Below are 12,114 nucleotides of genomic sequence, written 5' to 3'. Positions count from 1 at the left end.
AAGATTCAGGAATTTTCGCATCGAGAGTCAGGAATCAGCGGCATTCCACACCTGATGAACGTCACACGAACCTGACCCAACCGTCATAGTGTGACCAAGAGTGAGTTGATCGCTCCACATCAGATGGCGCACCAAGCCGAACAGTCCTTTTGCAATGAAATTGGTAACAAGCTGCAGGTCGGTACGACGACGCGCTGCAGAAAAACCCACTATGTTTAGGGGGTTGTATGAATGTCGGGTTGGCGAAAAACGTCGAGCGTTTGCGAGCTTGCCTTCAATTCGCTATTGGAATCACATTTGGGATGCTCTGTGTTCGGGGAAAGAATATGACCTATGGCGATTTCCACGCGCCAGAAATACCTGACGACCTATTTGAATGCGCGATACTCCTTAAAAACAACATCATTGCCCTTACTACCGAGGGTGGTTCAGAGCCTGAGTACAAATTGGCCAGAAGAAAGCTAATGGAAGATCCGGCAAGCAAGCGGCTTCTTCCGGAGTTTGTGCGTTTCTCAAATGATGCTGCCTCAGTGCGTTCAGCCCTATCAAGCGTAGCAAGTGGAGCGGGTTCTTGGGCCATCCGCCGAGGCCACGTTGTCGAAGCTTTCGTTCCCCTGTTGACCTTTCTGGAAACGGGTGGCGGTGCAGCGGACACCACGATCACAAATGGTCTTGATGTCTACGATGCGCCTGCTGTTCAAGCTTTTTGGGCGAAGGCACTGGACAGACGAACGACGGACCCGGACGGCGCTGTTACTGCCGCCAGCACACTTCTTGAAGAGGTCTGCAAACACATCATCGAAGATAGCGGCGGAAAGTGGGAGGCAAAATGGAATGTCCCGAAGCTATACGCCGAGGCTTCAAAGGTGTTGAAGCTCGCACCATCGCAGCATCAGGAAGAAGTCTTCAAAACGATTTTGGGAAACTGCCAAAGTGTCATTCAGAGCATCGGTTCTCTCCGAAATAAGGGTGGTGACGCCCATGCTGGGGGGCGCTCGCGAGTTCCATTCAAGCCGCGTCACGCTGCTTTGACGGTCAACCTGGCTGGCTCCATGGCTTTGTTTTTGATCGAGACCTGGCAAGCGAGAATCGAGGAGCAACGAATAGGGTGAACGCTCAACATCAGATGGCGCACCTGGCCGGATAGTACCATTGCAATGAAATTGGCTTTGAGCTGCAGATCCGTCTACCGTCTACCGTCTACCGTCTACCGTCTACCGTCTACCGTCTACCGTCTACCGTCTACCGTCTACCGTCTACCGTCTACCGAAGTTCAGACAACCACCCGGCTCTTGATATTTGACCACTAAGGTTCCATATGAGAGTCGAGGCGCGAGCTTGTATTGCCCTCTTTCCGAGGCCCACGCGTAAGCGTGGGTTTTCGTGTTTTTGGAGATTGGCCTGGACCAACATTGCGCGGAGTGCATTCCTCGATAGATTATTATTCTGACATTTGACGAACTTGTTGAACGTCACACGTGCCTGGCCCAACCGTCATAGTTGGACCAGAGAACCGGTGGACGCTCGACATAAGATAGCACTCCAAGTCAATTTTTCTTTTATCAACGGGTGAGATCCAGGACCGCAGATCAGTCGCTGTAACTCGCAACTGTTCGATCTTTTGTGTGGTCTGCTATCTGCCAATTGCGGCCCAAAGCTGCTCTTGCCAAAACCTTATGAATGCTGCGATGCAGTCCGCATTGCTGCCGTTCGCACCATGCTTGAGATTGTGGTCTCGTGGAGCTCAGGCCACCAAGTTGCTGTTCGCCGCGTCAGCAGCACTGCGCCTCACGAGCGGCGGCTGTGCGCAGGAAAGCTGACTTTGCAATGTCAAAAGGGGCGCCAAAGCAGACCTTTGTGCAATTCGTTTATCAGACCCAAAAAATTCACACATGTAGTGCTTGAGGCGATCTTGGAATCTAAACCTAGAGCCCCTACCTTGAAGAAATGCTACTAAGTCAACCAAGCCTCTTTTCAAATTCTGTAGGCTCCCGGCAGTGGGAATACGTCACGCGCCGATTTAAAAGCATTCAATCAAATCTGAGTCTGCTCCCACAAGAGGTTGAAGATGCTGAGACCAAACTGGGCGGCGTAATCCGGTCTGTTAATCGAGCCTATCGCAACGAAAGCTGTGTAGGATACTACATGCTGGCCGGCTCTTGGGGAAAGCATACTGCCATTCACCCGCCTTCGGATATAGATTTACTATGCTTCCTTCCTGCGGAGGTTTTTCATCAGTTTAATGCGCGAGAAGGAAACAAACCTTCGCAATTGCTGCAACATGTTAGGGGTTCGTTGGGCACGACCTATCCACAAACGCGGATACGTGGCGATGGCCAAGTTGTCGTCATTGAATTCAATAGCATCAAGATCGAAGTAGTTCCCTCCTTTCACGGGCAAGATGGTGGTGTAGTTATTGGCGACACAAATGATGGCGGACGATGGAAATCAATCGATCCTAACGCAGAGATTTATCACCTTGATTGCTCTGATCAGTCGTTCAACGGGAACGTTCGGAAAATCACCCGGATCGTAAAGCAGTGGAGGCAGCACTGCGATGTACCAATCAAGTCATTCCATATCGAACGGCTAGTTCAAGAGGCCCTCGCACAAATGGACTGGGGCGGAAGCAACGAGTTTTGGTTCGACTGGATCATACGAGATACTTTTTTGTACATGTGGGGCAGAGCAGGCGGTGGTTTCTATATGCCTGGCCGGTACCTCGAGTGGATTGACCTCGGTGATGATTGGCGGAGCAAGGCTTGGACGGCCTATGAGCGTGCGGAGAAAGCCTGTAGCTTTGAGCGTGACAATATGAACCTTTCGGCGGGTGCAGAATGGCAGAAGATATTCGGAAATGTGATCCCGGAAATGGTGACTTAAGCGCGGCACATTCAGCCTTGGTGGCAGAATGCGCGGAGCAAGCGCGTAATACGATCTACACTTCCACTACATTTTACATCTGGCTCAAATGGTTGAAAGGCATACGTGGCGCACTCTGGATACTTGCCGCCGCTTCTGGAGCTGGCGCAGCGAGCACAGTGCTTAAGCAAAGCGAGGAAAATCAGGTTCTAGTAGCAGGCCTTGCCTTGTTGGCAGTGATCATTCCGGGCGCAATCAAGGCATTAAAACTTGATGATACAATTTTGGACTATGAAACCGCCGCCGCAAAATTCAAAAACGCAGAAGGGACGTTACGAAGGGCAGCTAATGTCTGGTCGCACAAGCCATTCGCCGAGTTTGAGATCGAAGCGCGTGAGGCGCTTTCCGACTTAGACAACGCACGTAATGCATCTCTGACCCCACCAGAATTTTGCTTTAAGGCGGCACAAAGAAAGGTAGCTTCAGGTGACTATGACCCTGACAACATTGAAGGTGGTGGAAATTAAAGACAGTGCCATATGAAAGAAAATTTTGCTTCGTTTATTAGGCGGCACAGATTTCGATTGGCTGATATCGCCAGTCACCGACCACTTACTTTACACGATTACCAGCTAGCGCGCGTATTTCCTGGCGGGCAGTTGCTATGGTTGGACCATAAACGTCAAGAGTTGGAGAGGCTGGGCATTGCGATGGCTATGGCTGGCTACGTTACTGAATGTCAAATTGATGAGCCTGAATTGTTTTCTCAGTTAGCTTCTGATTTGCGCGAAGACGAATGGAACTATGTTTTACGTTTCTGTCCCTTCCAGCCCGTAGATTCTGCACTAAGAAACCTCGACTTGATCGTTTCGGCTTTAGAGGAGGCATGCATTGGATTGAATGCGGCAAAAGCTGGAATGGAAACAGCGATGGATTCTTCTCGCTCTCGTTTAGCAACTCATCAGAGGGAGCAATCCAAAGCAACTGCTCAATTGCTGAACTTTGGTGCGCTTTATGCATCATATGTCGATGTCTGCAGACGCATTCGACGCCGCTGTAATCTGGGTGATCAGAAGAGCTACGAGCGGGCGATTGCACGTTTGGTTGCGAAGAATAAAGGTGCACATAGTTTCGCGAAAGATTTACGCAACTATACGCTTCATTTTCAGGTTCCCGAACCCTACGTCACCATCGAACTATCCGAAAATCGAAAGGTTAGCCTTCTGTTGGATAGTTCTGCGCTCCTTTACTCTGGGTTTAAATGGAAAGCCACAAGCAGGGATTTCCTGCAAAACAACGCGAAGCTGGATATTCTAGAGACAGCCACAGAGGTCACGAAAGATGTCGTTCGCCTCGTACGTTTCCATCGCAAGATCGTTGATGCCCGCTTGGCCGACATGAAATTTGCCTACGAGACCTACTTGAATGAGCGAGTAAGACATAAGCACTTGAGGGACGCAGTGGTTGATGTTGGAGCTGCCTTTAGAATGCCGCGCTCGCTTATTTCCCGCCTGCTAGAGGACAATTTCGTCGAACAGGTGCTCGAAAGCGCGCTACCAGACAAAGATGCTGAAATGGTAATAGTCGAATACGCCAACCGGCATCGAAATTTGCCGAAGAAAGTGCTTCAGGAACTTCGCATTGAAGTTGGCAAGAAGCTAGAAAGTCGGCCGAGGTTTCCAACCGGAGGGGCTTTCTTATCAAAAAGGGAAGTCGAATAACGCCATTCGCGCCAAGTTAAGTTAAGCGGCAACACCCGAATGAACACGGGCGGAAAGACACAAGATGACGACAAGAGTTTTAGGTGAGAAACGGCGATATTGGGAAAGAAGACTATGGGATCTCTTGGGACCACTCCCAGTCACTGACTTGTTGATCATGAGCTGGGCGATTGAAGCCATTAGAAGCGGCCGGACATCATCTGCACTGCGCCATGCCGCTATACCCGGGAATCCAGAAGAACACAAAATTACGGGCAAGTATTTCATCCCTCCTTGGAGCATAGATGGGGTCCTCAATGAGAGACTGGTGATGGGCGCAGCAACTTGTGAAAGCAATCGCCGTCTCGACCTCAAGACATGGGGAGGAATCGCTAAACTTATGAATGTATATGGCGGGCTAGCGAACATCGAAGGAGTGAGCGACTACGATAGCAATCAGATAATTGCTGCCATTCCACGACTGTTCTGGCCGCAATATGATTGGCAACTTGGGTTTGAAAACATTTTTCGGATCGCAAGAGCTTGGCATGTTTACGCGACGCCAGAGGGAAGTAGAGCATTCGCTCAAAAACACACTCTTGATCTTGATAAATTTCTTAAGGTTGCATTTGCTTTCTATGTGTCGACAGAAAGCCATCCTGCAGTTCTCACGTCCTATGTTGCGAGCATCGGAGCAACTCGGAGCGAAGTTTTGAGGGTTGGAAAAATCATTGGTGGAACTCTTGAAAAGCAAGCCGCATTTGCCAAGGAAATTCGAAACGCTAGCATTCCGAGAGATTTCAGACGGAGCGTCATTAAGGAGCGCCCATTGTTCGAAGTCCGGGATCGTCAGGGGCCTGCCTTCTTGGTGCCATCTAGAGCCCAATTTATGCTTAGAGTGACTGACGGCCTATACTACGATATTGTGCAGGACGGTGATGCACGGCGGAGTTCAGGAGACCGCTTCGAAGACCTATGCCGCCGCCTTTTGGAACACTATTGTAACCCTTCTTTCGAGATCGAGGGAGAGCGAGATACTTCTTATGGAAAGAGCGCTGACCTGTTCTTGTTGGGGAACGATTCTGATCTGGGTTTTATTGTTGAATGCAAGATCAGACGTCTACCTCAGAAGGTTTTGACGTCTCCTGATCCTTGGCGTGATTGCGAAAAAGACTTTGGCGATATTATCAAGGGAATAGTTCAAATTTGGCGCACCAACAGCGAACTGGGTTCGATGCTAAGGAAACACATGGTGGGATTAGTCCTGCAATATGATCCTTGGGCAGTCATGGGCAACGCGTTCGTTTCAGAGCTCTTTGAACGAGCGCATCAAATGGCAGACAACCTTTCCGTTCCAAAAAACAAGAGAATTCCAGTTGCGCTAGTTGGATATGCGGACTTCGAACGAAGTCTAAGGTCATATGACCTTTCCGACGTTCATGATGCTGTTTCCAAATCGGTCGAAGAGAAGTTTCATGGTTATGAGTTGTCGGGCATACTTAGTACCGTTGCCGAAAAGGGTGAGAGAAAACCAAATTTCGACTACTCAAGTCTTGTGAAAGCAGCGGCCCCTTGGTGGGGTGAGAAGTGATAGATGATGTCCCTAGCTGACATTGGCGCAAGACGCAGCGAAGGTCAGCTCTCCGCCCTGCCTTCTGGTTGGGTATGTTGGCTTTGGGCTCTTATGTCCAATTGAGATGACGAGAGCGCGGCGCTGACGCACAAACTTAATGGCAATGCTGCAATGCTATGTGAAATTGCTGAACGGCCATGCTCTGCGCTTTAAAATGCCGCTCAGCACTTACTCTCACCTGAAAGGTTGCAGCTCAGCATCATCCCCAAACTCGAATTCCAACCAATCATCATCTTGGCGGTCCGTCTCTTCGATGCTGATGTTTCTGATTGTCCGACCGTCGTTCAAAGCGTTTGCGAAAGGATTATCACCTGTCCAACCATGTGCCCTGTTGAACTCCGCGATGTCGATCTCCCCAGCTAAAAGCCGTTGCACAGCACGTGCTGACATTTTCAATTTACCACCTCCCCATTTGAGACCTCCCCATGCCCCAATACTGTAGTTGATTCTAGTCAGGTTCTTCACTGCACTCTCAGCATTGGATTTCGGTTTCGGCAGTTTTTCTCCAATATCATTCAAAATTTGCCGAACCTCAGCTACGACTGCGGAACTTTCCATTTCGGATTGCAACCATTTTTCTTTGATTGACCATGTCAAGTTAAGGGTTCGACGGGATTGGCCCATCGGATAGTGTTCGTCCTTGACCGTTATGGCTACGACTATGTCGATACCGGTTTCTCTCCGAAGGAATTCTCTAACTATCTCGTCACGCCCTATTAAGGAATTCATTCCACGGTCACGCATCGCCTCACTTCCTCCGTCACACAGGAAGAGAATTCGAAGCGCTCCTGTTGGGGCACCTCGCAGTTGGTCAGCTTTTGCTTTAAGTGCATTCCAAACAGGGTTTCTATTTATGTGCAGAACGCTGGTGAAACTGGGGTGACCATATGAAGAAAACTGCGACTTCGGCTTGAAGGTCACTTCGACGTGGTATTCTCCAGAATTGAATATCTTTTTGTGCCCATAGTCTTCCGTTTTGATGCGTTCAACGATGTATGGCGTCAATTCCTCTTTGAGAAACCTGGCACGATCAGCCCCTTTTGGAAGGCTGAGAACAATTTTACGCTTTTCGTAATCTCCCACATCTGACGCTTCGACCCGAACATCAAACTGAGAAATATCCGATCCGTGTTTGGAAGCAATGCGTCCAATATCTTCGATCAGCAACTCAATAGGATTATCCTTCTTCGAGCCTTTGTCTGAGACGCTCGTAACATCGCCTACGACAAAAACACCTGTGTCTGGAAGGCAGATTTGAAAATCTGGCTTGCGACCATTGTTCAGCGGAACTTCGTGAGCAAAGTCGGGTTGATCTACTAAACACGAGAGCAACACTGCTTCCCACATAGCTGCGAGGCGATCCGGGCTCTTCCGGTTCAATCTCGATACTAGATCAGCGTACTGAGCGGCAGATAGGGCTGTGCTAAGCACATCCAAACACTGCTGTATAAAGCGCCTAGAAAAGATAAACGGCATATCCAACCTTAAGTCATGTCTCGGACAAATCACCCGGCTTTATCCCGAGCGATTCTAGAGGGTGTTTATGGAGAACTTGATTGCCCCACAAAAAGAGCAATTTTAGTATCTTTGGGTGAAGCCCAGAAGTTCAGACTACTCTCCCGTTTTGTAATGTGCGTGTTGTCGCACTGTGAGGTCAGACAGCTGCGTTGGCGATATTATGGTCCATATTTACCTTTCCCACTGAATCAATGGATCCCACGGCGACCTTACAATTATGCAGGAGGGTTCAAACTTCGCTTAATGCTTCAAGCAACCCAACTAGATGATTGTGATCACAAGAAGCTACGCTCTCGCAAGAGCGTAGAAAGTCCATGTTAAACGCTTCTATATCAGACTTAGACAAGACCGTTGTATGGCAGGCATTGGAACGGTGCATGACAAGACATACCATCGGGGAAATAGGCATCCACAACTCCAAAAGGAGATTTCTGAGACCGTTCCCGCCGCCATTTCCTACTCGGTGACAAATACGGCTTCCCAATATGAAAAACCCGGTGCCGTCACTCAGCGCCCAACTTGCTCGAAAATCTTTTAAGATCTTTCTTTCTTCTGACGTAATTCCTAAAGCAGCTCGAACTCTAAGATTTCGGCCATGGTGTCTCAGGCTTTGTTCGGTCGCCGCGACAGAACTGTAGTATGAGAGCGCTTGTTCATTTTCACCTGGTCTCTGGGTCCATTTGTTTACACCACTCTCATGATAGCCTTTACCAATCTCAGTATCGCTAAGCTTAAAGGCCGACCTAGAGAATTCAGGAGTTCGCTTGAGAAGCATGAGTATCGCATTCTGTAGATCCTCTAGTGCGTCTCCTGTAATCAGTGGCGGTTGACCATAAGCAATAAGTGTTAACAGTTGCGGTAGCAGCCAACCTAGGTAGTCGTCCAATGCCCCATAGGGCTCACGTTCGACAACATCTGATAGATTTCCCGCATGATCCAAAACTGTGTAGAGGTCGCGACGCCTAAAAGCACTGGCCCGGTTTCGATGCTCCGGATTCTTAAACGTTCCTTGGCTATTACGCTCTGAATACCAAAGCTTTCCATCCTCGTCGCAAAACGGCTTTTGCAGGACCTGTGGAAGATAATGATGTTTCCTGGATCGATTTGCCAACGGGCTACTCTTTCAAAAAATTTTATTGTTGAGCTAGTAGAGCCACGGCGATGGGTAAACGTCTTTCCCACTCAGTGAAACAGAGGAAAAAGCCCCCAGCAGTGTTTACACCAAGCTCAAATCAACCGAAAACTGCGCGGACTGCAGGAAGAAACCTTTCGTTCCCTCTTTCACTTTCATCCCAGTTCCAGTGTTTTTTGTCTCGTTGCTTCCTCACCTCGAAGGTCTTGAACGCTGGACGTGTTTGAATGACTTCAACTCTGTGAGGGTAACTGCTTACATCATCCATTAAGTTCCAGATGCCCTTACTACACCTGTAACCGACGAAAACTCGTTTAAGCATAAAGATCCGGTCTGCAACCTCGTGAAATGGCAGGAATTGGCGCTCGCCTTCACGCACAACTAGTTCATTATCTAAGGGAACAATCATCCGATGCTCTTTTTCATAGGCCCAGTCGCATGATTTTCTACTAAAAAACTTCTCGACCTGATCTTCATCCAAGAGACTGTCAAATTTTTCTAAAGTAATTCCTTGGAACAACTTTTGGTCCTGATATTCAACCTTGGTCACATGATCAAATGTGACTTCGAATTCGAGACATGCACCCTCATGATTATTTGTATAGTGCGCCCACATCGCAGGTGAACACCGCGTCTCGCTCAAGCAAATCAAACCTGCTTTTTTTGCAGTTTCCTCAATGCTTGCTTTGTGAGCTGATCTGAGGCCGGGGTCAGATATGTCATATGGAGCCAGTTCGAAGGGATCATTGAGAGTTCCAAACTTCCCGAATCGCGACAACTTCACTCTCTTTTTTTGGAGTATGTCGCGAAGATATTCATGGCCTGTGTAGTAATACAGTTTCATTATTGGACCTCCAAACCCACTTTTCACAAGTGGTTATCCTTATATATAAAACAATGGCTTAGACGTCTCATCACTATAGATCCAATCACGGCTATAGCACGAGAGTTTTGTTGTACATCAAAGCCGTAAGTCGCCGGAGCTACCAATGTCCGGTTTGCGACGATAGTCACATGCTGCATGCGTGAAATTCTAATCAACCGCGGAGGTCTGGTTAGGGCTCATAGTATCAATCAGTGTACACCGCAGAGAAGGTCCGGTGCGAGCCCAACCAACTCATTCGTCACAGCGCGGCGAATGATTGTTTCTTTCGCTTCACTCTGTCTGCTAGCGTTCAGTAGAAGGTGAAAGGAGAACGATAGTGGGCGCAGATATTTCTAGTTTGCTTTTGGCTTTGGGCATTTTTTCGGTCGGCTTTGTCAGTATCGGCCCGAATATTCTTGCCATTATAGGCACCTCGATGGAGCGCGGACGGGAGGCCGGAGTAAAACTGGCCCTCGGTGTGGGGTCCGGCTCAGCGGTCTGGGCCACATGCACCGTTGCGGGTCTGACCGCTCTGATAACCGCCTATGCGGGTGCAGTCACACTCCTGAAGGTTTTCGGAGCGGCATACCTTTTGTGGTTGGCATACAAGGCATTTCGTTCGGCGGCGACACCTTCTCACTTGCACAAACCAAAGGCTGCTCGCGGCAAGAACCTCTATCTTCAAGGTATCGCAATTCAACTCACAAACCCTAAGGCAGCGCTCCAGTGGATCGCAATTGTTGGTATTGGCCTTGGCAATGAGGCGCCTTTATGGGTCGGTATTGCGCTTATCTTCATTGCTACAACACTATCGTTGGCTGTTCACACACTCTACGCGGTTACGTTCTCGACAGCGCCGGTGGTCGTCGCCTACCAAAAGGCACGTCGGTGGATCGAAGGATCGCTCGGCATCTTTTTCAGCTTCGCAGCATATAAGATTGCGACCTATCGCCAGTGACAGTTAGCAGACATTGAACGATTGGCAGCAAACTCCCGCATATCGGAAATTGCAAAGTCTGGCTAAGAAGGTCAGTTCTGTGCTGACCCTGGGCGCCCAGAAGGTGACATCTTCATTTCCAGCCATGCGAAACGCTTTTGTTTGTGTCCCATGAACGGGAGCCCCAGGCTTGGGGCTGCCCAAGGCATCCGATCGATCAGATGGTTCCCAGTTCGACGTCCTTGCCACCCTTGATGACGAAATGGGCGAAGGGGCGATCTTTCAGGTTGCCATCCGGGTGGAACGCCACATCCATGCCATAGCCGGTATAGTTGATCGGGATGCCTGCCCGGATAGCTTCCAGCAGGTTTACTGCGCCACCGACAGCGTCACCGTCCCCATTGGTAATGTTCAGGATTTCCTTTGTGTAAACCGTCGCATCCGGCGTGCCCGCCTTTTCCATCGCGGCCGCATGGACCGCCATCGAATCCGCGCAGAGCGCCGAGAACGGCAGGAAGGTGCCTGGTTCGACGCCCATCAGGCTCTCGAACTCCTTGTAGGCAGCGGATGCGCTGTCATTGGTGGCCTGAAGGTGGTTGATGCCCTCACCGACCTCGTTGCCCACGGCCTCAATGAACTTGCCGCCACCGTTCACACCGGCGCTGGCAGCGATGGTCAGGGTATAAAGCTCGGCCTCGTAGCCGCCTCGGAACCATTCCTTGGCGATCGAGGTAAACTGGGTGACGTAAGCGGGCAGGAAGACAGCGGTCACATCTTCACTCATGACCTTGTCGACTTCGGCGCGGAAGCTGGGCTGATCGGGTTTGACCTCGGCCTGTACCACGACTTCGCCGCCACCGGCTTCGATTGTCTCGACAAAGGGGCCAATCATCGATTGGGTGAACGCGGTCTGTACGGCCAGGACGCCGACTTTTTTGTGGCCCGCCGCCAGCATTGCCTTGGCGGGGGGTACGCCCCATTCGCGACCTGTGGCCTGGAAGCGCCAGATCAGACCGCCATGGTCGCCTTCGGTGATGGCGTCCGCCGCGCCCAGGCAACTGACGGAAACGCCTTTTTCGATGGCCAGCGGCTTGACCGCCAGCGTCGGACCGGACCCCCACATGCCGACAATGGCGCTGACCTGGTCTACGTCCAGCAGCTTGCGCGCGGCGCGCACGGCGGCGGTGGGGTTGGTTTCGCTGTCCTCGGCAATGATTTCGATCTGGCGGCCATCCAGAATACCACCCGCGTCGTTGATCTGGCCCGCGATGACCTGCGCCGCCTTGACGATGTTGGGGCCGTAAGATGCACCGCCGCCGGTCAGGGGCGAGATCATGCCAATCTTCACCGGAGCGTTCTGCGCCAGCGCGGGCAGCGGCAGGGTGCTGGCGGCAACGCCCGCCGCCGTCGTGCCCAGAAACCGCCTGCGGTTCATGATCAGTTTCGTCATCACTCTATCCTCCTCTG

The 12,114-nt window shown here is 50.5% G+C and carries 10 protein-coding genes; 6 read left to right on the top strand and 4 right to left on the bottom strand.

All coding sequences use genetic code 11. The features are described 5' to 3' along the window. Positions 1 to 326: 326 nt before the first annotated feature. The 5 genes from ACR0KW_RS22670 (at position 327) to ACR0KW_RS22650 (ending at position 6,153) form a co-directional block, all read left to right on the top strand. Positions 327 to 1,112 (top strand): abortive infection family protein, encoded by a 786-nt coding sequence (locus ACR0KW_RS22670; protein ID WP_480807039.1) that lies wholly within the window; start codon positions 327 to 329, stop codon positions 1,110 to 1,112. An 835-nt stretch (positions 1,113 to 1,947) separates the two neighbouring features. Continuing rightward, a complete protein-coding gene (locus ACR0KW_RS22665; RefSeq protein ID WP_480807038.1) occupies positions 1,948 to 2,883 on the top strand; it encodes an SMODS domain-containing nucleotidyltransferase in 936 nt (311 codons plus the stop codon). Further along, positions 2,838 to 3,389: a hypothetical protein gene (locus ACR0KW_RS22660; protein WP_480807037.1), complete on the top strand. Its 552-nt coding sequence runs from the start codon at positions 2,838 to 2,840 to the stop codon at positions 3,387 to 3,389. Before ACR0KW_RS22665 ends, ACR0KW_RS22660 begins: the two co-directional genes overlap by 46 nt. A gap of 12 nt (positions 3,390 to 3,401) precedes the next feature. Further along, positions 3,402 to 4,583, top strand: a complete 1,182-nt coding sequence (locus ACR0KW_RS22655; protein ID WP_480807036.1) for a hypothetical protein — start codon at positions 3,402 to 3,404, stop codon at positions 4,581 to 4,583. A gap of 157 nt (positions 4,584 to 4,740) precedes the next feature. After that, positions 4,741 to 6,153 carry a hypothetical protein gene (locus ACR0KW_RS22650; protein ID WP_480807035.1) on the top strand — a complete coding sequence of 471 codons (1,413 nt, stop codon included), beginning with the start codon at positions 4,741 to 4,743 and terminating at the stop codon, positions 6,151 to 6,153. A gap of 216 nt (positions 6,154 to 6,369) precedes the next feature. On the opposite strand, the gene ACR0KW_RS22645 is transcribed toward ACR0KW_RS22650, so the two are convergent. The 3 genes from ACR0KW_RS22645 to ACR0KW_RS22635 all read right to left on the bottom strand — a co-directional run bounded on the left by ACR0KW_RS22645 (position 6,370) and on the right by ACR0KW_RS22635 (position 9,689). Beyond that, positions 6,370 to 7,542, bottom strand: coding sequence for a hypothetical protein (locus ACR0KW_RS22645; RefSeq protein WP_480807034.1), 1,173 nt, complete (start codon positions 7,540 to 7,542; stop codon positions 6,370 to 6,372). A gap of 400 nt (positions 7,543 to 7,942) precedes the next feature. After that, a complete protein-coding gene (locus tag ACR0KW_RS22640) occupies positions 7,943 to 8,824 on the bottom strand; it encodes a DUF4238 domain-containing protein (RefSeq protein ID WP_480807033.1) in 882 nt (293 codons plus the stop codon). Positions 8,825 to 8,945: 121 nt separating this feature from the next. Further along, positions 8,946 to 9,689, bottom strand: coding sequence for a DUF2971 domain-containing protein (locus ACR0KW_RS22635; protein WP_480807032.1), 744 nt, complete (start codon positions 9,687 to 9,689; stop codon positions 8,946 to 8,948). Between the two features lie 358 nt (positions 9,690 to 10,047). On the opposite strand from ACR0KW_RS22635, the gene ACR0KW_RS22630 reads away from it, so the two are divergent. Beyond that, entirely contained in the window at positions 10,048 to 10,668 is a 621-nt protein-coding gene (locus ACR0KW_RS22630; RefSeq protein WP_480807031.1) for a LysE family translocator, read from the top strand. 196 nt (positions 10,669 to 10,864) lie between these two features. Here the strand turns inward: ACR0KW_RS22630 and ACR0KW_RS22625 are convergent, their stop codons facing one another. Next, positions 10,865 to 12,097 (bottom strand): ABC transporter substrate-binding protein, encoded by a 1,233-nt coding sequence (locus ACR0KW_RS22625; protein ID WP_480807030.1) that lies wholly within the window; start codon positions 12,095 to 12,097, stop codon positions 10,865 to 10,867. Between the last annotated feature and the right edge of the window lie 17 nt (positions 12,098 to 12,114).

Source organism: Ruegeria sp. CG11 (genome assembly GCF_056537245.1).
This window is presented reverse-complemented; position numbering and strand designations above follow the sequence as displayed.